At 66.3% G+C, this 22,197-nt stretch carries 25 protein-coding genes; 20 read left to right on the top strand and 5 right to left on the bottom strand.

Annotated features, from left to right (window positions below; genetic code table 11):
- Positions 1 to 17 precede the first annotated feature (17 nt).
- From NKJ47_RS02435 to NKJ47_RS02420, 4 genes are all read right to left on the bottom strand, one after another.
- The gene (locus NKJ47_RS02435) at positions 18 to 1,532 is read right to left on the bottom strand and encodes an alpha/beta hydrolase (RefSeq protein ID WP_254459971.1); all 1,515 of its coding nucleotides are present in this window, start codon (positions 1,530 to 1,532) and stop codon (positions 18 to 20) included.
- 90 nt (positions 1,533 to 1,622) lie between these two features.
- The gene (locus NKJ47_RS02430; protein WP_010340539.1) at positions 1,623 to 1,823 is read right to left on the bottom strand and encodes a helix-turn-helix transcriptional regulator; all 201 of its coding nucleotides are present in this window, start codon (positions 1,821 to 1,823) and stop codon (positions 1,623 to 1,625) included.
- Positions 1,820 to 2,398 (bottom strand): hypothetical protein, encoded by a 579-nt coding sequence (locus tag NKJ47_RS02425; protein WP_254459970.1) that lies wholly within the window; start codon positions 2,396 to 2,398, stop codon positions 1,820 to 1,822. The genes NKJ47_RS02430 and NKJ47_RS02425 overlap by 4 nt, the downstream gene beginning before the upstream one ends.
- 337 nt (positions 2,399 to 2,735) lie before the next feature.
- The gene (locus tag NKJ47_RS02420) at positions 2,736 to 3,446 is read right to left on the bottom strand and encodes an FAD-binding oxidoreductase (protein ID WP_254461315.1); all 711 of its coding nucleotides are present in this window, start codon (positions 3,444 to 3,446) and stop codon (positions 2,736 to 2,738) included.
- Positions 3,447 to 3,583: 137 nt separating this feature from the next.
- Here NKJ47_RS02420 and NKJ47_RS02415 point away from each other — a divergent pair, with 137 nt between their 5' ends.
- The 20 genes from NKJ47_RS02415 to NKJ47_RS02320 all read left to right on the top strand — a co-directional run bounded on the left by NKJ47_RS02415 (position 3,584) and on the right by NKJ47_RS02320 (position 21,036).
- Positions 3,584 to 4,585 carry an ABC transporter ATP-binding protein gene (locus NKJ47_RS02415; protein ID WP_254459969.1) on the top strand — a complete coding sequence of 334 codons (1,002 nt, stop codon included), beginning with the start codon at positions 3,584 to 3,586 and terminating at the stop codon, positions 4,583 to 4,585.
- Positions 4,586 to 4,604: 19 nt separating this feature from the next.
- Positions 4,605 to 5,420, top strand: a complete 816-nt coding sequence (locus NKJ47_RS02410) for an ABC transporter permease (RefSeq protein WP_254459968.1) — start codon at positions 4,605 to 4,607, stop codon at positions 5,418 to 5,420.
- A 131-nt stretch (positions 5,421 to 5,551) separates the two neighbouring features.
- Positions 5,552 to 5,887 carry a hypothetical protein gene (locus NKJ47_RS02405; RefSeq protein WP_254459967.1) on the top strand — a complete coding sequence of 112 codons (336 nt, stop codon included), beginning with the start codon at positions 5,552 to 5,554 and terminating at the stop codon, positions 5,885 to 5,887.
- Positions 5,888 to 5,916: 29 nt separating this feature from the next.
- The gene (locus tag NKJ47_RS02400) at positions 5,917 to 6,960 is read left to right on the top strand and encodes an OmpA family protein (RefSeq protein ID WP_254459966.1); all 1,044 of its coding nucleotides are present in this window, start codon (positions 5,917 to 5,919) and stop codon (positions 6,958 to 6,960) included.
- A 564-nt stretch (positions 6,961 to 7,524) separates the two neighbouring features.
- Positions 7,525 to 7,797 (top strand): pilus assembly protein, encoded by a 273-nt coding sequence (locus NKJ47_RS02395; RefSeq protein ID WP_152236810.1) that lies wholly within the window; start codon positions 7,525 to 7,527, stop codon positions 7,795 to 7,797.
- A gap of 118 nt (positions 7,798 to 7,915) precedes the next feature.
- Positions 7,916 to 9,445 carry a pilus assembly protein TadG-related protein gene (locus tag NKJ47_RS02390; RefSeq protein WP_254459965.1) on the top strand — a complete coding sequence of 510 codons (1,530 nt, stop codon included), beginning with the start codon at positions 7,916 to 7,918 and terminating at the stop codon, positions 9,443 to 9,445.
- Entirely contained in the window at positions 9,442 to 10,236 is a 795-nt protein-coding gene (locus NKJ47_RS02385; RefSeq protein ID WP_254459964.1) for a hypothetical protein, read from the top strand. The genes NKJ47_RS02390 and NKJ47_RS02385 overlap by 4 nt, the downstream gene beginning before the upstream one ends.
- A 13-nt stretch (positions 10,237 to 10,249) precedes the next feature.
- Positions 10,250 to 11,071 (top strand): TadE/TadG family type IV pilus assembly protein, encoded by an 822-nt coding sequence (locus NKJ47_RS02380; RefSeq protein ID WP_254459963.1) that lies wholly within the window; start codon positions 10,250 to 10,252, stop codon positions 11,069 to 11,071.
- Positions 11,055 to 11,735: a hypothetical protein gene (locus NKJ47_RS02375; protein ID WP_254459962.1), complete on the top strand. Its 681-nt coding sequence runs from the start codon at positions 11,055 to 11,057 to the stop codon at positions 11,733 to 11,735. Before NKJ47_RS02380 ends, NKJ47_RS02375 begins: the two co-directional genes overlap by 17 nt.
- 11 nt (positions 11,736 to 11,746) lie before the next feature.
- Entirely contained in the window at positions 11,747 to 11,932 is a 186-nt protein-coding gene (locus tag NKJ47_RS02370) for a hypothetical protein (protein WP_254459961.1), read from the top strand.
- Positions 11,929 to 12,708 (top strand): Flp pilus assembly protein CpaB, encoded by a 780-nt coding sequence (cpaB, locus tag NKJ47_RS02365; RefSeq protein ID WP_254459960.1) that lies wholly within the window; start codon positions 11,929 to 11,931, stop codon positions 12,706 to 12,708. Before NKJ47_RS02370 ends, cpaB begins: the two co-directional genes overlap by 4 nt.
- Positions 12,709 to 12,771: 63 nt before the next feature.
- Complete coding sequence (locus tag NKJ47_RS02360) at positions 12,772 to 14,199, top strand: type II and III secretion system protein family protein (RefSeq protein ID WP_254459959.1); 1,428 nt, start codon at positions 12,772 to 12,774, stop codon at positions 14,197 to 14,199.
- Between the two features lie 25 nt (positions 14,200 to 14,224).
- Positions 14,225 to 15,946, top strand: coding sequence for an ATPase, T2SS/T4P/T4SS family (locus NKJ47_RS02355; protein WP_254459958.1), 1,722 nt, complete (start codon positions 14,225 to 14,227; stop codon positions 15,944 to 15,946).
- Entirely contained in the window at positions 15,939 to 16,790 is an 852-nt protein-coding gene (locus NKJ47_RS02350) for a type II secretion system F family protein (RefSeq protein ID WP_254459957.1), read from the top strand. The genes NKJ47_RS02355 and NKJ47_RS02350 overlap by 8 nt, the downstream gene beginning before the upstream one ends.
- Positions 16,787 to 17,677 (top strand): type II secretion system F family protein, encoded by an 891-nt coding sequence (locus NKJ47_RS02345; protein ID WP_429002513.1) that lies wholly within the window; start codon positions 16,787 to 16,789, stop codon positions 17,675 to 17,677. Before NKJ47_RS02350 ends, NKJ47_RS02345 begins: the two co-directional genes overlap by 4 nt.
- A 29-nt stretch (positions 17,678 to 17,706) precedes the next feature.
- Positions 17,707 to 18,069 (top strand): DUF192 domain-containing protein, encoded by a 363-nt coding sequence (locus tag NKJ47_RS02340; protein WP_254459955.1) that lies wholly within the window; start codon positions 17,707 to 17,709, stop codon positions 18,067 to 18,069.
- Positions 18,066 to 18,746, top strand: a complete 681-nt coding sequence (locus NKJ47_RS02335; RefSeq protein ID WP_254459954.1) for a TadE/TadG family type IV pilus assembly protein — start codon at positions 18,066 to 18,068, stop codon at positions 18,744 to 18,746. The genes NKJ47_RS02340 and NKJ47_RS02335 overlap by 4 nt, the downstream gene beginning before the upstream one ends.
- Positions 18,736 to 19,377 (top strand): hypothetical protein, encoded by a 642-nt coding sequence (locus NKJ47_RS02330; RefSeq protein WP_254459953.1) that lies wholly within the window; start codon positions 18,736 to 18,738, stop codon positions 19,375 to 19,377. Before NKJ47_RS02335 ends, NKJ47_RS02330 begins: the two co-directional genes overlap by 11 nt.
- A gap of 30 nt (positions 19,378 to 19,407) precedes the next feature.
- Complete coding sequence (gene panE, locus NKJ47_RS02325) at positions 19,408 to 20,352, top strand: 2-dehydropantoate 2-reductase (RefSeq protein WP_254459952.1); 945 nt, start codon at positions 19,408 to 19,410, stop codon at positions 20,350 to 20,352.
- 180 nt (positions 20,353 to 20,532) lie between these two features.
- Complete coding sequence (locus NKJ47_RS02320) at positions 20,533 to 21,036, top strand: hypothetical protein (RefSeq protein ID WP_254459951.1); 504 nt, start codon at positions 20,533 to 20,535, stop codon at positions 21,034 to 21,036.
- A gap of 316 nt (positions 21,037 to 21,352) precedes the next feature.
- Here NKJ47_RS02320 and NKJ47_RS02315 read toward each other — a convergent pair whose 3' ends face one another.
- Positions 21,353 to 22,150: a TatD family hydrolase gene (locus NKJ47_RS02315; RefSeq protein ID WP_254461314.1), complete on the bottom strand. Its 798-nt coding sequence runs from the start codon at positions 22,148 to 22,150 to the stop codon at positions 21,353 to 21,355.
- Between the last annotated feature and the right edge of the window lie 47 nt (positions 22,151 to 22,197).

Raw genomic sequence — 22,197 nt, 5'->3', positions numbered from 1 at the left:
GTCGAACGCTGCGCAGCTCATGGTTCCCATCCGTTGAATGAAGTGAAGGCCGGCACGCCGCTCATCGCGTCCAGGCAGGTGGCATCGAGGTGCTTGGCATCGGCGGTTTCGAAGAACTGGCCGAGCAGCTTGGGCATGCAGCCCAGGGTCATGGTGCCGTGGCCCTGGCCGCGCACCACCAGGTGGCGGCCGTTGGGCAGGCTCTTCAGCACGCGCGCCGCATAGCGCGGCGGCGTCACCGGATCCAGCTGGCCGGAGGTCAGCAACACCGGCAGGGTGGAGGTAAACGGCGCGGTGAAATCGGCCGGGCGGGTGCCGGTCGGCCACACCGGGCAGGCGGCGAAGAACATCTGCGCCACTTCCGGGCCGAGCAGCGTGTCGTGGGTTTGTGGCGCGCGATAGCGGTCGGCGTCCTCGGCGCAGATCACCGACCACTGCATGCCGCGGTTCATCTGCCCGTCCAACTGCCCGCCCATCATCCGCGCCAGCGACATCAGCGGCCCGTAGCGGCCGTTGGCGGCTTCGTCCAGCACCAGCGGCAGCAGCGATGCGGTCTGCGGCGCATAGGAGAACGAGAACGCCAGGCTGGTGACGGTATCGGCGGTGACCCGGTCATGGCGGCTCTCGCCGCTGGCCGGATCGCGATAGTCCACCTCCACCGGCGCCTGGCGCAGCCGCGCCACCACCGCGCGCAACTGCGCGCGGGTATCGGTGGGAAAGCGCTTGGCGCAGGCCGGATCGGCCTTGCATTGCTCGGCCTGCAGCGCGATCGCATCCTCGAAGGTGGTGGCGAACTCGCCGCCGACCACCAGATCGTTCGGCGCCACCCCGTCGATGACCACGCTGCGCACGTGCGGCGCATAGCGGCGCGCGTACTGCTGGGCGACGCGGGTGCCGTAGGAGCCGCCGATCAGGTTGATCTTGTCCACGCCCAGCGCGGCGCGCACCGCATCCAGATCGCCGATCGCCTGGGTGGTGGTGTAGTAGCGCGGATCGGCGCGGCCCTGCAGCGACTGCGCGCAGCGCCGCGCATAGTCGACCAGTTCGGCGGCGGTGGGCGCACGCGCCGGATCGGCCAGCGGCATCTCCTTGCCGTCCGGCCCCAGGCAGCTCAGCGGATTGGACTGGCCGGTGCCGCGCTGGTCGATCAGGAACACGTCGCGGCGCTTGCGGGTTTCGCGCAGCGCCATGTCGACGATGCTGGCGACCTGGGTGGCGGCCTGGCCGGGACCGCCGGCCAGGAAGAACACCGGGTCCGGGTCGCTGCCGCCCTCCCCGGTGATCGGCAGCCAGGCGATGTTGAGGTCGATCTTGCGGCCGTTCGGCGCCGCCGGATTCTCCGCCACCGCCATACGCGTGCACTGCGCCGCGACGTTGTTGGAGGCGACCGGATTGGTCAGCGTGCACGGGTGGAAGCGCAGCGCGCCGTAGCTGCGCTCGGACGTCTGCGGCGCCGGTGCCTGGGCCGCCTGGCAGGCGGCGAGCAGCAGGGTGGCCGCCGCGATGGCGAACGGCCGGGAGGGGTGTCGCATGGTTCGCATCCTTGAGTTCATGGCTTGCAGAATGCCATGCCGGAACATGGCGTCGTCGGGGCCCGGTGGGGCGTGGAACGGCGTGCGCGCTTACTCGGCCTCGTCGAACAGGAACACCTGTTCGATGCTGTGCGCGAACAGCCGCGCGATACGGAACGCCAGCGGCAGGCTCGGATCGTACTTGCCGGTCTCCAGCGCATTGATGGTCTGCCGCGACACGCCCAGCCGCTCGCCCAGTTCGCCCTGCGACCAGCCGTGCGCCTCGCGCAGCTCGCGGATCCGGCTGTTCATTGGTAGCGGCGCGCGTTCGCGACCTTGACCACCCCATAGGTCATGCACAGCGCCGGGAACACCCACAGCATCGCCGCCGAAGCCGGCAACGCGATCACCTGCGCTGCCTGCAGGAAGCCGGCGGCCATGTAGCCGCCGCAGGTCAGGCCCGCGGCGATGGCGATGGACTCCAGCTCGATGCGCCGCTGCAGTTCGTCGGAGTCGCGCACGAAGCGCGCCACCGCGCGGATCACCAGCGCCAGCAGCACGGCCGGCAGCAGCGCGATGACCGCACGCAGCCACCGCGCGTCGACGCTGTCGAGCAGGCGCTGCCAGAGCAGCATCACCACCGCATAGGCCGCCATCGGCGGAGAGAACTCGCGGTAATAGCGCCGCGCCAGCGCCCGCGGGGCGCTGTCGCCCAGACTGCCCGGCGACCACCACAGCAGCACCGCCATGAACAGCCCGCCGATGCCGACGCCGATGCACACCCCACGCAGGTAGTCGCTGCCGCCGAGCGGGAGCCATGCGCCCGCCGCCAGCGCTGCCAGACTCACGCACAGCACCACGATCGCATTGCGCTTGCAGTTGCCCATGACCTGTCCCCGATGTTCGGCCTGTCCCCGATCCGGCGCCATTCCGGCGACCGCGCCCTGGCGCGTCGACCTTTCTCCTGTCAAGCACGCTTGACAGGAGAATGCGCGTCGCGCGCGTGCCTGTCAAGCGTCCTTGACAGGAGAACCGAAAGACACCGGCGGCCGATGCAATTGGCCCCTCCCCCACCGGGAGAGGGGTTGGGGTGAGGGTACGGGCGCGAAGCGCGCTTGGTGTTTCGGGAGCACCCGGCTTCGCCCTGGACGGACCCTTCACAGTAAAGCGGTCGCGACTGAAGCCGCTCCTGCGTACGCGGATGTCCGGCGCCGGTGGCGACCGCTACTTGCTGCTGACGTACTTCTCGCGGCGGATGTGCTGCACCGGCAGGCCGGCTTCCTTCAGCGCATCGAAGCAGGCATCGACCATGTTCGGATTGCCGCACAGGTAGGCGATGTCGCCCTCGGCCTGCGGCGCGAATTCGTCCAGGAACTGCTGCACGTAGCCATGCCGCACGTCGGCATGCGGCGCCTCCGGCAGCTCGCGCGAGAAGCACGGCACGAAGCGGAAACCGGGATGCGCATCGGCGAAGGCGCGGAACTCGTCGCCGTACAGCAGCTCGGCCGGAGTCCGCGCGCCCAGCAGCAGCACCACCTCCACGCCACGCTCGGCCATCGCCGCTTCCAGCAGCGGCAGCATCGAGCGGTACGGGGTGACGCCGGTGCCGGTGGCGATCAGCAGGTAGCGACGGTTGGCGTCGCCCGGCTGCAGGCAGAAGCGCCCGTACGGGCCGCTGGCGCAGACCTGGCCGCCGATCTCCAGCGACTCGAACAAGGCCGTGGCGGCGCCGCCGGCGACGAAGCTGACCGCGATCTCGACCGTGGCATCGGCCGGCTGCGCCGGATCGTGGCGGGTGGCCAGCGAGTAGCTGCGCTTGGTGGCGGTGCCGTCGGCGTAGTGGAAGTGCACCTGCACGAACTGGCCGGGCACGAACGGCAGGGGTTGGCCGTCGTCGCGGACGAAACGGTAGTGGCCGACGGCCGGAGCCAGCATGTGGCGATCGACCAGCTTCAGCGGGAATTGGGCAGGCACGGAGATGCAACAGTCTGTGGCCGGGGGCGACCCCACGAGGTCTTCTATAATAGCGGCTGCACTTCTCCAGCGCCGTCGATGCGGCGCGAAGGCCCGCCTTGACTCCTGCATCCGCTCCTTCCCCGCAGACGCCGGCGCCCGCCCTGCGCGTGCGCGACCTGCGCAAGACCTACGACAACGGCGTACAAGCCCTGCACGGCGTGTCGCTGGACGTCCTGCCCGGCGACTTCTTCGCCCTGCTGGGCCCCAACGGCGCCGGCAAGTCCACCCTGATCGGCATCATCAGTTCGCTGGTCAACCTCAGCGCCGGCCAGGTCGAGGTGTTCGGCACCGACCTGAGCGCGCAGCGCAGCGCGGCCATGCGCCTGATCGGCCTGGTGCCGCAGGAAATCAACTTCAACCTGTTCGAGCAGCCCTTCGACATCCTGGTCAACTACGCCGGCTTCTATGGCATGCCGCGCGCCGAGGCCGAGCGCCTGGCCGAGATCGAACTCAAGCGCGCGCACCTGTGGGAAAAAGCGCACGTGATGAGCCGCACCCTGTCCGGCGGCATGAAGCGGCGGCTGATGATCGCCCGCGCGATGATGACCCGGCCGCGCCTGCTGATCCTGGACGAACCCACCGCCGGCGTGGACATCGAGATCCGCCGCGACATGTGGCGCGTGCTGCGCGAGATCAACGCCGCCGGTACCACCATCATCCTCACCACGCACTACCTGGAGGAAGCGGAGAGCCTGTGCCGCAACCTGGCGATCATCGACCGCGGCCGCATCGTCGAGCAGGGCCCGATGCGCGCGTTGCTGGCCAAGCTGGACGTGGAAGGCTTCCTGCTGGACATCGACGGCGAGCTGCCGGCGCAGCTGCCGGCGATCGAGGGCACCACCCTGCTGGCGCAGGACGCGCATACCCTGGACCTGGACATGCCGCGGGCGATGGACCTCAACCGCGTGTTCGCCGCGCTGGGCGATGCCGGCATCCGCGTGCGCTCCATGCGCACCAAGAGCAATCGCCTGGAGGAACTGTTCGTGCGCCTCACCGGCGAGCACCGCGACGCCGCTGCGGCCACGACCGGCGCGGCCACGCCGTCCGCCACTCCCTGATGCCCCCACGGCGACGACCATGACCACCCAGACCGATACCAACCTTCCCGTTTCCGACGCCACCCCCGCCCAGCGCAACTGGGTCGCGCTAGGCACCATCGTGCGCCGCGAGGTCAAGCGCATCCTGCGCATCTGGGGCCAGACCCTGGTGCCGCCGGCGATCACCATGACCCTGTACTTCCTGATCTTCGGCGGCCTGATCGGCTCGCGCGTGGGCGACATGGGCGGCTACAGCTACATGCAGTTCATCGTCCCCGGCCTGGTGATGATGAGCGTGATCCAGAACAGCTACGGCAACATCAGCTCCAGCTTCTTCGGCGCCAAGTTCGGCCGCCACGTCGAGGAACTGCTGGTCAGCCCCATGCCCAACTGGGTGATCCTGTGGGGCTACGTCGCCGGCGCGGTGCTGCGCGGGCTGATGGTCGGCGTGATCGTGCTGATCATCGCCATGTTCTTCACCCCGGTGCGCATCCCGCACCCGCTGGTGACGCTGACCACGGTGCTGCTGGGCGCGACCATCTTCTCCCTGGCCGGCTTCATCAACGCGGTCTACGCGAAGAAGTTCGACGACGTGGCGATCGTGCCGACCTTCATCCTGACCCCGCTGACCTACCTGGGCGGCGTGTTCTACTCGGTCAAGCTGCTGCCCGGCTGGGCCGAGGCCGCGACCCACGCCAACCCGATCTTCTACATGGTCAACGCCTTCCGCTACGGCCTGCTCGGCAGCAGCGACGTGCCGCTGTGGGTGGCCTACAGCCTGATGCTGGGCTTCGTGGCGGTGCTGGCGGCGCTGGCGCTGTGGTTGCTGCGGCGTGGGGTGGGGTTGCGGAGCTGATCCTGTTTGCTTCTTGAACGCCCCCCGCTAGCGCCCCCAAACGGGGTTGGGCGTTACGCATGGCATTGCTATCCTCCGGGCCACAGGGGTTTCATCGGCCCGCTCGCCGCGGGCCGCACGAGGAGCAAGGAATGAACCGATACACGGCAGTCATCGCGGCAGCAGTGCTGGCATGCGCCAGCGGCGGGGTTCACGCTCAGGACGACGGGATCGTCAATTTTGGCAAGATCGTCGGCGGCAACGCCGAGAACGGCAAGGCCTGCGGCGCCAGCCAGGCGCAGATCGATGCCTACAAGACCAAGCAGAAGCAGGTGATGCAGGGCATGTACGCACAGGTCAAGAATTTCGGCAGCGACTTCGACAACGGCTACAAGCAGGGCCAGCAAACCATGCAGAAGGCGCACGCCGCAGGCACCTACAAGCCTGACGCAGCGATCTGCAAGCAACTCTTGAGCGAGATGCGCTGAGCGCTCCCCGTCCGCACCCGAGACCCCCGATGACCGCGATCACTCCCACGGCGCGCCGCGCCGCTCTCAGCGCTTGCCTGCTCCTGATTGCCGCCGCTGCCGGCTGCAAACGCACCGACCCGCAGCAGGCAACCGAAGTCCCCGCCCCGGCGGCGAGCGCCGCGACGCCAACCGCATCCGCGCCGGCGGCAGCGCCCGCCGCTGAAACGGCGCATCGCTTCGATGCCGCCAACATGCCTGTCTCCGAGACCCCGCTCGGCAGCTTTCCGTACCTCGGCCTGCCTGAAGGCTACGTCACCAAAAATGCGCCTGTTCGCAACGATTTCGATCGCGCGCCGTTCTGGACCGGCGACCGCGTCGAATGGGTGGAGGGCAAGGTCTATGCCGCCGCGCTCGGCACCGCCGACGGCAAGCCTTTTTCGGGTGTGGAACTGAACCGCAATATCCAGACGCTGGTGGAATCGTTGGGCGGGCAGCGCATCGCCAGCGGACCGATTCCCGCCGATGCGGCCAAGGCCATCGGCGACAGCAAGGCGGCGGTAACCTATGTCGATGGCATCGGCGACATCTATAACGAGCCAACCGATACGTTCGTCATCCATCGCGCCGATCGCGACATCTGGATCCAAGTCTGCAGCGGCCCCAGCAGCGGTGGTCTTCTGATCACCGAAACCAAGCCCTTCCAGGCCACCGCCAAGGTGCTGCCCGCAGACGCATTGCAGCAGCAACTGGCAAGTGCAGGCAAGGTCGCCATCCAGGTGAACTTCGCCTCGGATGCAGCCCAGATACTTCCGGACTCCAAGCCCCAACTGGAACAGGTCCTGCAGTTGCTCAAATCCGACAGCGCCTTGCGCCTGGCGGTCAATGGGCACACCGACAACAGCGGCGACGCAGCCCATAACAAGTCACTGTCCGAGGCGCGCGCTGGCGCCGTCGTGACCTACCTGACCGGCGCCGGCATCGCCGCCGATCGCCTGCATGCGGCAGGATTCGGCCAGGAACAGCCGATCGCGCCGAATACCACCGAGGAAGGCAAGGCGCGTAACCGGCGGGTCGAGTTGGTCAAGCTCTGAGCCACCGACAGGCGTGCCTGCGTACGCTTCTTTGTCCAGGGCTGCGTTGTAACGCCCGCTCTGCGCCACAACGGCGCTAACAGGATGGCGGTAGGCGGGCGCGTCGCAGCGGGCGTAGCGCCGCGGGCGCTGTTGCCGTCCGCACCGTCTTCCGCTGCAGTAAGACGGCGATCAGCCGACGTCCCTTCCTCGGCTAACTGACGTCAACCACGACAGATTTTTGACTTAAACCACAGAAACTGTCATCTCCTTCAGTAAATGGCGCGCTGCGACACTTCGCAGCCGGACCTGTGTATCGGTGGTCGCGTGCCTGAGATTTGACAGATTATGTGATATGCACTCCATTTAGCGTCAATTTATTAACGCCATTTTTCTTGTAACGGCAATATCTTGACGCTACATTGGCGCCGTCCGCATCCGTTCTCGTTCGATGCATCCGCGGGCCAGAGATCAGCTTCATCTCTGTGAATGATTTCACTTACATCACCCACTCGCCACACGTTGCCGCGCGGGACGCATGTGTGCTGCCGGTCATCGGGCGAAAGAGCCAAGGAGAGGATTCAGATGAAGAACCATCGCCGTCACATCGGGTTTGGCCGCAAGCAGCTGGGTCAAGGCATGACCGAGTACATCATCATCACCGCCCTGATCGCGATCGCCGCGATTGCCGCTGTCACCTTCTTCGGCGGCACCGTTCGCAGCCAGGTCGCGGGCATGTCGAAGGAACTGGCGGGCCAGAGCGCCACGCAGTCGATCAACCGCGCCAAGAACCAGTCCAACAGCGCACAGCAGGAAGCTGACAAGACCAAGGGCATGGACGCGTACAACAACAAGTAATTCTGTTGTTTCTTGATGTCCTAGGTACCTGGGCAGTCACGCTGCCCAGGCCCTTCCTCTATTTTCCGACATGCCGGTGACGCCGCTGTAGGAAGTGCATTCGGCAAAGGAACTGCAGATGCGTGCAGCGATCGCGATTGCCAAATCACGTGTGCCGCCCCGCCTGGACGGGAAGCGCAGCATGGCCGGCCAGGCCATGGTGCTGGGGTTGGTCCTGATCCTCGTGCTATGCGTCGGCGCCATCGTGCTGTTCGACAGCGGGCAGTCGGTCAACAAGAAAGTCGAGCTCACCAACGCCGCCGATGCGGCCGCGTACAGCGTCGCGGTGCAGCAGGCGCGTGCGCTCAATTTCGCTGCCTACATGAATCGCGCGCGGGTGGCCAACGAAGTGGCGATCGCACAGACGATCAGCCTGTATTCGTGGATGAACCAGCTGCAGATGACCACGATCACGATGCGCGTCACCATGAATGTGTTGTCGCTGATCCCGTACGTCGGCGCGGTGTTCAGAGTGATCGCGACCGCCTTCCAGACCGCGGAAAACATCTTGAAAGGCATTCGAACCGCCTTTCAGCCGTTCGCACAAGGCATCATCGCCGTGCTTGACGAACTCAACGGCATCTTCGCCACGTCGGCGGCGTCGGTGATAGAAGGCGTGTCCCGTGTGGACGGCATGCTGATCGCAAGGGATGTCGTGCAACGAAACTCGGCAAATGCGAGCCTGGGGACAGTAGGCACAGGTGTGCTCGCCGAGCAGTTGCTCACCGCAGAAAGCAAGTTCCTCGATTTCAACAGGATTCCGCGCACGACCGGCACAGGCAGTGCGGCGCAGCGCAATGGTGCCGATCGCTTCCGCAATGTGGTGATGCAGTCGCGCGACGATTTCAGCAAGGACCGCGGCGATCGGGTGGGCATCGGGCTGATCAACTTCGAGAGCACAGGCGGCACCGACATGGTCGACTACAACCGCTGGGCGGCGCTGGACACCATGTCGATGGACGTCAAGATCTGGCCGATCGTGGACATCGATCTGCCGATGGGCTGGGGCGGTGCGCAAGCAGTCGACCGCTATCGCAACCAGCGCTTCCTCAACGGCTTCGGCAATGGTCAAGGTTGGTATTCCGACTGGGACAAGCGCCGCTACCGCCCCTACGGCGACAGCCTGCGCAAGAACCGCCTGGTCAGCCGCCTGGTCGAAGGCGATGCGAACGTCAGGGCCGCCAAGGGCCAGCACAAGAACGCTTTTTTCACCAGCTACAACGGCCTTCGCGACTATCACGACGTCAAGAAAAACATGGCCATGCGTCCATATTCCGGCAATGGCACCCAGATCTTCGACGAGAACGCCGGCCCGGTGTTCAGCGTGTACGCGGAAACCGAAATGCGCAACGCGCGCACCAGCGAGACCGTCGGCATCGGCAACGCCGCGGGGTCGCGTATGGCCATGCAGAACAAGGCGCAAAACGGCAAGCTGAGCGCACTGTCCTCGGCGCAGGTGTACTTCAACCGGCCGCCCAACTATGCATTGTTCCGCCGCGGCGACAACAAGGTCGAGTCGGGCAATCTGTTCAGTCCGTACTGGCAAGCGCGCCTGGTCGATACGCCGAACGCGATCAAGGCCGTCGTCGCAGGAACCGGTGCACTATGAGGTCGACGTTGCTCCGCTGCCGCAAGAGTGCCTTGGGGGCACTGCTCCTGACCTTGTGCAGCTGCAGCGCCACGGCGGTGGATGCCGACGGCGTGGAGGATACCCGCAGTTCGATGCCGCCGATCCACGTTCGGCAGACCGTGGAAATGACCCGCAATGGCGTCAACGAAGCGCGAGAGAACTACTTGGCGACGCTGCGCGACTGCCAGGCGGGCGGACTGCAAAGCCGTCCGCTGTCAGATCAGGACGTTGCACTGCTCGGCACGACCCGCTACGAACTCTGGTTCGATCGTGATACCGAGGTCGTCCGCGAGACCAGTTGGAACGTCGCAAACGACGGCGCCGGTGGCACCTGCCTGTTCCGGCTGGAGACGACCGGCAACCAGGAAACCACCACTGCCAGCCGCTACCAGCAGGTGGATCTGGCGACGGGCGAGAAAACCGACGAGGCGGCACCGCAGGACGCGCTGATCCGCACGCCGGTAGAGAAGAGCGCTCCCGCCGCGCTGTCCGACTTCCGAGGCCCGACCCAACGCAGCGTTGCCGGTCAGCCCTGCAACGAATGGGTCAAGCCGACCGGACTACGTCAGTGCGTCTGGTCGGCCGGAACGAAATGGGGATTCACCTCCGAGCCTCTGAACGACCATCGCCCCAACCGCGGCTTCATTGTCCTGGAACAAACACCCGGCGCCGATGCGGACTACAAGGTCACCACCCAGGTGATCAGCGTCGGCAAGGCATTCGACTCCGCCGCGCTCGAAGCACCGCGCGCACCGGGGAAGATCAACTAGGAGGGTCGCAAGCATGCGCCAGCGTCGACAACCGCGATTGCGCGGACGCCAGGACGGCCAGAGCCTCACCGAGGCCGCGGTGCTGTGCGCCGTCCTGGTTCCGCTGTTCCTGTTGATCCCGATCATGGGCAAGTACATCCATTTGCGCCAGGCCACCCAGCAGGCGGCGCGCGCCGCCGCCTGGGAGGCCACAGTGGCGAAGGACTACACCCTGCCATCCGCCACGCGCATGCGCGACCTGACGGTGGACCGGCATTTCGGCAAGGCGGATACACCAATCGTGAGCCGCGCCAGCACCGGCGCTGCGCGCGATCGTGTGGACAACCCGCTGCTGAACACCTTCTCCAACCAACCGCTGCTGGAACGCGGCGACATCCGGGTCAACGCCTACAAGAACGAGCGGTCCTCCGGCATCCTCGATCGCCTCAGCAGTCTGATCAGCAAGATTCCCGGCAACTTCCCGCCGAACGACAAAGGGCTGGTGACGTCCAACCTGAGCGTCAGCGTGCAGGACCTCAAGCTCGCCAACGGCGGCAGTGCGGCGTTCCTGGAACCGTTCGACCAGCTTGGGCTGCGCATGCAGGGCAGCAACAGCCTGTTGACCGACCCCTGGAATGCAGCCGGACCGGGCACTGCCAAGAATCCGGCCAAGCGTTCCGTCATCGGTCAGGTACGCACGCTGGTACCCGGCTCTTACCTGAGCGACTCGGCGCAGCTGTTCGATCCACTCAAGATCATCCCGATCGTCGGCACCATCAGTCGATTCGAGCCGGGCTACATCGCCCCCGACGTTGTGCCCGTGGACAAGCTGGAACCGTATGCCCCGCCGCGCTGAGCCCGTGGTTCGCCTGATCCTGGCGCTGTTGGTCCTGCTGGCGCCGGCGGCCGCATGCGCCGCGGAGTGGCCCGACGTGCCCGAGCCCGACGACGCGAAGAGCGAGTGGGTGTCCAAGCACATGATCTACAACGGTCTGCATATGCGCGCGTCGCGCTATACGAGCCAGCAGTCGCCGCAGCAGTTGATCGCCTTCTATTCGAAGCAGTGGCCCGGGCAGGTCACGGTCAACGACGTCGGCAGCAAGACCATTGTCGGCCACGCCCAGGGCGAGCATTACATCACCATCGAGCTCAACGGCGCCGGTACGGGCAGCGAAGCGCAGGTCGGCATCGTGCGCCTGCTCAAGGAGAAGCCGCGGACTGCGCCGGGTGCGGACTTCATGAAGCCGTCCGGCACCACGGTCGTCAACGACATCCAGTATCTGGACAACCCCGGACGTACGCTCGCGATGGAAAGCACGTTATCGCCGTATCAGAGCGAGGCCTTCTATCGCAATCGGCTACCGGCCGAAGGTTGGACGGCGCAATCCTCGGCGACGGCCTGTTCGATGATTTCCAACAGTTGCGTCAGCAGCTACAGCAAGGGCAAGCAGCAGATGACCCTGACCTTCAACCGCCGCGAGAAGGGCACCTCGATCGTGGTCAATCAGCTACAGCAATGAGGACGAACGCCGTGAGATCCGCCTTCCCGCCCTCCGCCCGGCAACAACGCGGCGCGGCCCTGATCGAGTACAGCATCGTCACCATGCTGGCGGTCATCGTGCTCGTGGCGCAGCCCAACATCATCCTGGAACTGATCGATTCGCTGCGCAAGGCGTACGCCAGCTTCACCTATGCGCTGTCGCTGGGGTGGCTATGAAGGCGCCTGCATTCAAGCCGAACCGCAACCTGCTGTTCATCGTGGTCGCCCTGGGCCTCGGCGCCCTGGCGGCCTTCGTCGCGGTGCGCTACGTCCAGAGCGCCGTGGCCGCGCGAACCAAGGATGTCGGCCAGACCGTCGCGGTGGCCGTGCCCAAATCCGACATGGCACCGGGGACGGTGGTCACCACGTCCGATCTGGCCGTCCGCGAGGTGCCTGCCGACCTGCAGCCCGCCGATGCGGTGACGCCGGAGAACGTGGACCAGTTCAGCGGTCGCATGCTGCGCGCGCCCGTCCGCCAGGGCGCTCCGCTGGGCGCCAGCGCGTTGGTGCCGCTGTACGACCAGTTCTCGCGCGTGATCAAGCCGGGCGCCGTCGGCTACACCCTACCCGTGGACGAAACCAACTCGATCTCCGGCATGATCGCGCCTGGCGACCATGTCGATATCCTGCTGACCGTTGAACAGGAAAACGCCGGCTCGCGCGTCATCCCGCTGCTGGAAAACATCAACGTCCTAGCGACCGGCAACCGTGTCGGCGACACGCCCGTACAGGAAGACCAGCAAGGTTTCTCCAACATCACCCTGGAACTGAGCCCGCAGCAGGCAGAGCGCCTGACGGTGGCGGCCAAGGCGGGGGCGATGCGAGTGATGCTGCGCCAGGTTGAGGACCGGAACTCGTTCGGCCTCAACGGCATGACCCAGAAAGAGTTGCTCGGCACCGCCAAGCCCGGCGGCAGCAGCGGCGTGGAATTCATCATCGGAGGCAAAGGCTGACGCATGCGCAGGACTACATGGAGTGTTTCTTTCCTTCCCATGCTCGCCGCAGCGACCATGACCATGAACAGCGACGTCCAGGCGCAGCAGCAATCCGGCCTCGTGCCGGTGCCGGTCAGGGTCGCGCCCGACACGAGAACGCAGCCGCAAGCGCAGGCCACGGGAAATCAGTCGCCGGTGCCGATGAACGGCAATTTCCCTGCGCCTGTCCCGAATCCTGCGTACCAGCGCGCCGCCGGCAACGCCGACGTCACACCGCTGCCCGAGCGCGCCCGCATCTATGCCGGCCAGGCCGCCGTGCACAGCCTTCCGCAGGCATTGAAGCGGGTGGCCGTCGGCAATGGCGAATTGGTCCAGGTGACCAACATCGGCAAGCGTGAGTTGGTCATCATCGGCCAGAAGCCAGGTGCGACCAGCGTGCATCTGTGGTTGCAGGATGGGCGCCAGATCGATGTACCGGTCGAAGTCATGGACGGCAATGCCAGCGCCACGGTGGAAACCATCCGCACGCTACTGGCCGACGTACCGAATCTGGGCGTGCATGCGGTCGCCGACCGCGTGGTGATCACCGGACAGGACATCAATCCTGGCGTGGCTAAGCGCATCGAAGCACTGATGAAGCTGTATCCGAGCGTGCTCAACTTCACCTCCGCCGATCCGGTGGGGATGCGCCCGATGGTGCTGATGGACGTGAAGATCATGGAGTTCGACAGCAATGCCCTGGAAGAACTGGGCATCCAATGGGACAACGTGATCCAGGGCCCGGTCGGCGGACTGCTGAAGGACTTCACCACCAACGATTACTACCGGATCAATCCTTCGGGCACTCCGGCGGCGGGCGTGGTCCTGCCCAATCGCGTGCCCGGCACCCAAGCCTTCTTCGGTATCGCCACCCAGATCGGCTCGGCGATCAACCTGCTGATGAACAAGGGCAAGGCGTTCCTGCTGGCGTCGCCGCAACTCAGTGCGCGCAGCGGCGGCCAGGCCAAGTTCCTGGTCGGCGGCGAGGTGCCGATCCCGATCCCGCAGGGATTCGGTCAAGTGACCGTGGATTTCAAGGAATACGGCATCAAGCTGGACATCGAGCCGCTGGTCAATGGCAACCAGGAGATCTCCACCCGTCTGCTGGCAGAAGTCAGCCGTGTCGATCCCACTGTCACCGTACAGGGCGTGCCTGGCTTCACCACCCGCCGTACCGAGTCCGAACTGAACGTCAAGGCGGGCCAGACCATCGTCGTTTCCGGCCTAATCGATTCCAGCGCGCAACAAGACGCCAAGAAGCTTCCCCTGCTGGGCGAGATTCCGATCCTGGGCAAGCTGTTCCGCTCCGACGGCTTCCGCGGCAACCGGACCGAACTGGTGATGTTCGTGACCCCGCGCATCCTCACCCCCGATTCGGCAGAGAACCAGGAAGGCCTGGAGCGCGGACGCCGCATCCAGGAGCGTGGCAGGGAAGCGATGCCCAAGCGCAGCAAGGACTACGTCCAGTAATCGTCCCGACTCGTAGACAGACGCCATGTTCAATATCCTGATCGACACACCCAACCGCGACCGCCGCCACGTCCGCTGCCTGCATCGCGAATGCGGTATCGGCCGCGGCGATGGCAATCTGGTCGTCCTGCAGGGCTGGAGCATTGCGCAGCAACATGCGGCGTTGAAACGCGAGGACACCGGCATCTTCATCGAGACGCTGGGCGGCCGCGCATCGGTGCTAGTCAACGGCGAAAAGGTGACCGGCAGCCGTGGCCCGCTGAGCAGCCGCGACCTGGTGCAGATCGGCGACTATCGCCTGCAAGTCGTCGGCGACGAGCCCGACGCGGCACCGGCCGCCAGGCAGGATGCCGGCGCCTTCAACGCGCCGGCGGCGCCGATCGAGGAGCACGTCGCCGCCGCAGCCAATCAGCCGATCGCCGAGCCGCAGCAGCAACTGGCGCGGCCGCAGGACCTGCCGCCGGACATCGCGGTCTACCGCGCGAAGGTCCATGCCGCGCTAGTCAAGCAGATGGATCTGCGACGCCTGGACGTGCGCAGCATGGGCGACGACACGCTGCGCGCGACCACGATCAGCCTGATCGACGACGTGCTGGAGCGGGAGTTCGCCGACCTGCCCAAGACCGTCAATCGTCGGCGCTTGGCCAAGGAGGTGCTGGACGAGGCGATCGGCCTGGGGCCGCTGGAGGACCTGATCGAGGACAACACGGTGACCGAAATCATGGTCAACGCCTACGACCAGATCTTCATCGAGCGCGCCGGCCGCATCGAGCAGTCCGCGGTGTGCTTCACCAGCGACCGCGCCGTACTGTCGGCGATCGAACGCATCGTCACCCCGCTCGGCCGCCGCATCGACGAGAGCTCGCCGATGGTCGACGCGCGCCTGAAGGACGGCTCGCGCGTCAACGCGATCATTCCTCCGATCGCCCTGCGCGGGCCCAGCATCAGTATCCGTAAGTTCGCCAAGCGCAAGCTGGAAGGAAAGGATCTCATCGACTTCGGCTCGCTCAACGCGCCGATGCTGGAATTCCTCACGATGGCGGTGCGCGAGCGACGCAATATCGTCGTGACCGGCGGCACCGGCTCCGGCAAGACGACACTGCTGAACATCCTGTCCAACTTCATTCCCGACACCGACCGCATCGTCACCATCGAGGATGCAGCCGAGTTGAAGCTGGTCCAGCCGAACCTGGTCGCGTTGGAGGCGCGCCCGCCGAACATGGAAGGCAAGGGCCATATCTCCATTCGCGACCTGGTCCGCAATGCGCTGCGCATGCGTCCGGATCGCATCGTGGTCGGCGAGTGCCGCGGCGGCGAGGCGCTGGACATGTTGCAGGCGATGAACACCGGCCACGAAGGCTCGCTGACCACAGCGCACGCCAACAATCCGCGCGAAGCGCTGTCTCGCCTGGAAGTGATGGTGATGATGGCCGGCATGGAGCTGCCGATGACGGTGGTTCGCGAACAGATCGCCTCTGCCGTCGACCTGATCGTGCACCAGAAGCGCTTCCCTTGCGGGTCACGCAAGGTCAGCCACATCACGGAAATCACCGGTGTGGAAAGCGGCACCATCCAGTTGCAGGATGTCTTCCTATTCAAGGCCAGGTCCAATAGCGGCCGCGACGGCAAGGTCAGCGGAGAGTTCATGGCCACCGGCGCGGTGCCGGAGTTCTACGAAGAGCTCTCCGAGCGCGGCGTTCCGGTAGACCTGTCGATCTTCCGCAACGGCGGCCAGGGCAATGGATAACATCTGGCTGGTCGCCCTGCTCGCATTCAGTTGCGTCACTGTCTCCGGGCTGCTGCTGGTCCGGGCCAGTGCGAGCTTCATGCAGCGCTACCATGAGCGCTTCGTCGACCAGGCGCGGCTGAACCTGGCGGACATGTTCCTGTTCGTCGATCCGCAGATGCTCTTCGTCGCCAATGGCGTGCTGCTTCTGCTGATCCCGTTGTTGCTGTGGCTGATCAGCGGCAACCTGCTGCTGCCGATCGTGGCGGTGATCGTACTGGCGATCGCGCCACGCAAGGTCTATCTGTGGCTCAAGCAGCGCCGGCTCGATCAGATCCAGCAGCAGCTTCCGGACAGCCTGCTGATGATGTCCGGCAGCCTGCGCGCCGGTGTCGGTTTCAATCCTGCGCTGGAGGCACTGGCGCACGATGGGCAACCGCCGCTGGCGCAGGAACTGGCGCTGGTCCTGCGCGAACAGCACATGGGCGTGCGCACCGACGAAGCGCTGGAGAACTTCGCCAACCGCGTCCCCATCCCGGACGTGAAGCTGTTCGTCGCCGCCGTCGGCATCTCGCGCGAGGTCGGCGGCAATCTCGCCGAAAGCCTGTCCACCCTTGCCGAGACGCTGCGCCGCAAGCTGATCATGGAAGGCAAGGTCAAGGCGTTGACCGCGCAGGGTCGGTTGCAGGGCATCGTGATGGCCATGCTGCCGGCGGGACTGGTGGGGTTCCTGGTGCTGTTCTATCCGGAAACCATGAACCCGATGTTCCACACCCTGCTCGGCTGGTGCGTCATTGCCTTGATGTGCGTGCTCGAATACCTGGGCTACCGCATGTGCCGCAAGATCATGACGATCGACATATGAACTGGATGCTTGCCCTGGTCGCCCTGTTGGCCGTCACCGCCGTCGGTCTGGTGCTGTTCGCGCTGCGCGGCATATTGCAGGCGGTCCCGCAGGACGATCGCAACTATCAGGATCCCCTGCCGTCGGTCCTGCGCCTGCTGTGGCCGCTGGTCACCGCCGCCACGCATGTGGTCGGGCCACGCCTAAAGTCCTCCCAGCTGGAGCGCGCCCATCGCAGCCTGCAATCGGCCGGGCAGGACTTCGTGCTGACGCCCGAAGAGCTCTATGGCACCCGCATCGTCGCGGCCGGCACCGTCAGTGCGGTATTCGCCGTTTTCGTGATGCTGCTCGGCAAGCTCAGCCTCGGCGCGTTGTGCATGTGTCTGTTGTTCGGCATTCCATTGGGCTGGATGTATCCGACCTTGTGGCTGGGCGAGCGGCGCAAGCAGCGTAGCAAGCATGTCGTGCGCGACCTGCCGACCTTCCTGGATTTCATCACCATGGCGGTGGAGGCCGGCCTCAACATCACCGGCGCGATCGAGCAATCGGTGCAGAAGGGCCCGCCGGGTCCGTTGGCGCAGGAGTTCTCGCGCATGCTGCGCGATCTGCGGGCCGGCCTGCCGCGCGCCGAAGCGCTGCGGCGCATGGCCGACCGCATGGATATCTCGCAGATCTCCAATTTCACCAGTGCCCTGATTCAGGCCGACCGGGTCGGCGCCAGCCTCAGCGAGACCCTCCGCTCGCAGGCCATGCAACGCCGCGAAGAGCGCTTCCTGCGCGCAGAGAAACTGGCACTGGAAGCGCCGGTCAAGATGATGCTACCGCTGGTGCTGTTCTTCTTTCCGTTGATCTTCGTGGTGCTGGCGTACTTCATCTACCTGCAGATGAAGCAGCAGGGGATCCTGTGAAGTGCGGCACGCTCCGACGCGAAGGACAGGTGCTGCTGGACAGCGTGTGGCGCGCTGACACCTGGTGGCTGCGGCTGCGCGGCCTGCTTGGACGCGCACCGCTGCGGCCGGGGGAAGGCCTGCTGATCGAGCCGTGCAACAGCGTGCATACCCTGGCCATGACATACCCGCTCGATCTGCTGTTCTTCGATCGCGACGGCAACGTCTTGGACTGGCGCGAAGGCGTGCGCCCTTGGCGCGGCGCCCTGTGCCTGCGCGCCCACGCCACACTTGAACTGCCACCCGGTACGATGCAGGCGCTGCAGCCTGTGCGTGGCGAGCATCTGGTGTGGTGGCCGGCGGAATCGTCCATCGCGACCGGCATCGTCGCTCCTGCAGGAGAACGCTCATGATCGCATTGCGCTATTCACCGCAGCACCAACGCGGTCAATCCCTGATCGAATTCTGCGTCGTCGTCCCAACCTTCCTCTTCCTGGTCCTGGTGATCTTCCAGTTCGTGCTCATCTACCGGACCAAAAGCGTGCTGGACTATGCCGCCTTTCAAGCGGCCCGGGCCGGCGCCGTCAACGGGGCCAGAAAGAACGACATGGCAGATGCGCTGGCAGGCGGCTTGACGCCGCTGTTCGTGCAGTCCCCCGATGTCGCCAATGTGCTGGTGACCAAGCAGAAGATCCGCTACACCGAGGTGCAGTTATTTTCCAGGATCGAGGTCATTGCGCCGACCCGCGCCGCCTTCAATGAGTTCCGCGAACGCCAGTATGACGGCCACTATGCGCTTCCCAACGACAGCCTAGCGTTCCGCAACGCCAACGTCGGTGGCAGCCAGGTCAATGTGCAGGATGCCAACATCCTCAAGATCAAGGTCACCTACAACATGCCATTGATCGTCCCCTTCGTCGACCGCGTCATCGTCGGCCTGTCGGATTTGGTCAGCGGCGGCGAAAGCTACACGCCTGCCTCGATGCTGTTCGAAGAGCCGATCAGCGGCCATCGCCGCCTGCCCATCGAATCCTATGCCGTGGTGCGCATGCAGTCCCCCATCTACGAAGCCGGCAATCTTGATCATTGAGCGGCCGCTCTCGGTCTTGCTGGCCAGCTTGCTGCTTGCGGCTACAGCCGCCGCATCCGCGCAGGCGCAGGAAGACGCAGCGGAGCCGCTACAGGCGCGCCTGCAGGCGCGCGCCTACGGCGTCGGCCCGCTGGGCCCGAAGCAGGCGGGCGATGCGGTCCAGCTGGAGGTGCGCTTGCGTGGCGATGCCATCCGCATCGACTTCGTCGGCGCGCAGGCGCCCGATGCCTATCTGATCAACCCGGGGACGCGCGGCCGCGGCTGGCTTGTCAGCCAATCCGGCGACTATCGCCTGCCCGTCGCAGACGCCAGCGGCCCCTATTGGTACGATCCCGCCGATCCTTGTGCCAGGATCGGCGGGCGCTGCGCGCCGGCACCCGGCGAATTCATCGCCGGCCGTCTGGCTGCGGGATGGCGCTACGATGCTGCGCAAGGCCCGGACGGCACGACATCCGGTACGCTATGGCTCGATCGCAGCGGCCTGCTGCTTGGTTATCGCGGCAAGGTCGGCAACCGTCGCGAGGAGCGCAGCTTGCGCGTGGATGCGGTAAGTTTCGAGGCCGTTCCCGCCGAGGTCGTCACGCCCCCCGAGGGCTTGCGTACACCGGAAGCCTCCAGGCCGCTGCACTGAGCGCCTGTCCCCCTTCGCGATCCACATCTCATGCGTATCCTGATTCTCGGTGCCGGCGCGACCGGCGGTTATTTCGGCGGACGCCTGGCCCAGGCCGGGGTCGACGTCAGCTTCCTGGTGCGGCCGTCGCGGGCCGCGCGCCTGCAACGCGACGGCCTGCGCATCCGCAGTCCGCGCGGCGATGCGGCGATCGCGGTGACCACGCTCACCGCCGAGACGCTGCCTGGCGCCGCGCAGGCGCGGCCGTTCGATCTGGTGCTGCTCAGTTGCAAGGCCTACGACCTGGACAGTGCGCTGGACGCGGTGGCGCCGGCCGTGCACAACGGTACCAGCGTGTTGCCGATCCTCAACGGCCTGCGCCACTACCCGGCGCTGGATGCGCGCTTCGGCGCGGAGCGGGTCGTCGGCGGTCTGTGCTTCATCAGCGCGGTGCTCGACGCCGACGGCGCGATCCAGCACCTGGCCAAGCCGGCCTCGCTGACCTTCGGCGAGCGCGACGGGCGCGGCGCCGACAGCGCGCGCGTGCGTGCCCTGGCCGATGCCTGCGCGCAGGCCGGCGTGGATCATCTGGCCGCGCCGCGGATCGCGCAGGAGCAATGGATCAAGTACACCTTCCTCACCGCGCTGGCCGCGGCCACCTGCCTGATGCGCGCGCCGATCGGGCGCATCGTCGCCAGCGACGACGGCGTGGCGCTGGTCCGCGGCCTGTACGCCGAATGCACCGCGGTGGCCGCGGCCGCCGGCGAACCGGTGCCCGAGGCGGCGCAGGCCAGCGCGCTGCACCTGCTGACCCAGCCCGGCTCGCCGATGAAGGCGTCGATGCTGCGCGACCTGGAAGCCGGGCAACAGGTGGAAGCGCAGCAGATCGTCGGCGACATGCTGGCCCGCGCCCGCGCCGCCGGCCACGTGGCGCCGCTGCTGATGGCCGCGTACTGCCACCTGCAGGCGTATCAGGTCGGCCTCCCCGCACGCTGACGCGCATGGGGAGAGAGCGGTGCGCGGCACGGGCGCGTCCGTCGCGCCCGCCGCGGCGGGCGGCGTGCGAGACCATCGTGCCCGCTTGCTACGCCAAGGCCGCCACGCGTCTTCGCGCGCCGCTGACGCGCTCCACGCCTATGCTCGCCCACCACACAGGGGCGAGCGACGGGCACGCGCATGGAAAAACTGTTCCGCGGCGGGCATTTCCTGATCATCGTACTGTTCCTGCTGTGCGCGGCCGGACTGGTCTGCATGGCCGTGCTGGAGCTGTGGCACGGCCTGACCCCGGGCGGCGAACTGGTGGTGCGCGACCGCTTCAACGTGGTGCTGGAAGCGATCGGGCTGCTCACCGTGGCGTTGGTGACCCTGGAGCTGGGCCAGACCATCTACGAGGAAGAGGTGCAGCGCGACGTCAAGGTCAGCGGACCGACCCGGGTGCGCCGCTACCTGTCGCGGTTCTTCGTGGTCATCGTCATCGCCCTGGCGATCGAGACCCTGGTGTCGATCTTCGAACTGATGCACGACGATCCGTCCAAGCTGCCCTACGCCTCGGCGATCGGCCTGTGCGCGGCGCTGCTGCTGATCGCCTGGGGCGTGTTCGTCAAGCTCAACCGCAGTGCCGAGGAACTGGAGCCGGAAGCCATGGCCGAAGCCAAGCGCGAGGACGCGCAGGTCGATTGACGCCGGTGAGTGCGCCCGGTCAGGCCGACTCACGTTACCCGCGTAGGAACGGCATCAGCCACGACGAATGACGCCCAACGCCGACTGACGCCATCAGGCGTCGGGACTGAAGTCCCTCCCACACGAAAATCCCGACCCACTCCGTGCAGGCTCGCCACCGGCGCATCGGCCAGCAGGGTCGCGCAAAGGGTCGGCGGCTGCCGTGCCATCAGCCGCGACGAGGTGCCCGGTCGCGGCTGAAGCCGTTCCTACAAAAGATGCGGGCAGCGCCCGTTTTTACGACTCCCGACTCCCGAATCCCGCCGCGCCGACTTGCTCAGCCCGGCGTCGGCAAACGGAAGAACGTCCGCGCGGCGGCAGTGCTGGAAGCAGCGACAGTGGCCACGTCCTCGCCACGGTCGCGCGCCAGCTCTTCGACGATGTGTGCGAGGAAGGCCGGTTCGTTGCGGCGGTCCTTCGGCGTCGGCTTGAGCGTGCGCGGCAGCAGGTACGGCGCGTCGGTCTCGATCATCAGCCGCTCGGTAGGAATGTGCTTGACCAGCTCGCGCAGGTGCGCGCCGCGGCGTTCGTCGCACAGCCAGCCGGTGATGCCGATGTACCAGTCGCGGTCCAGGTAGTCGAACAGGTCCTCGCGGCTGCCGGTGAAGCAATGCACCACCGCCGGGCCGAGCTTGCCGTCGAACTGGCGCATCAGCGCCATGAAGTCGGCATGCGCGTCGCGCTGGTGCAGGAACAGCGGCTTGCCGGTGTCCACCGCCAGCTGCAGCTGCCGCTCGAACGCACGGTGCTGCGCCGGGCGCGGCGAAAAGTCACGGAAATAATCCAGGCCGCACTCGCCCACCGCCACCACTTCGGCATGCAGGTGCAGCGCGCGCAGTTCGGCGTCGCACTCGGCGGTGTACTCCACCGCGTGGTGCGGATGCACGCCTGCGGTGGCGTACAGCACGCCCGGGTGCTGCTGCGCCAGCTGCAGCGCCAGCGGCGAGTGTTCGCGGCTGGCGCCGGTGACCACCAGCTGCGCGACGCCGGCGGCATGGGCGCGCTGCAGCACCGCGTCGCGGTCGCGGTCGAAGGACTCGTGGGTAAGGTTGGCGCCGATGTCGATCAGGGTCATGCGGTTGCGCGGAAATCCGTCGGGAACGCCGCCGATTGTACGGGCCA

This window comes from Xanthomonas sacchari, from assembly GCF_024266585.1.
GTDB lineage: Bacteria > Pseudomonadota > Gammaproteobacteria > Xanthomonadales > Xanthomonadaceae > Xanthomonas_A > Xanthomonas_A sacchari_C.
The sequence above is the reverse complement of the archived record's forward strand: the minus strand, read 5'-3'. Positions and strand labels throughout refer to the sequence as shown.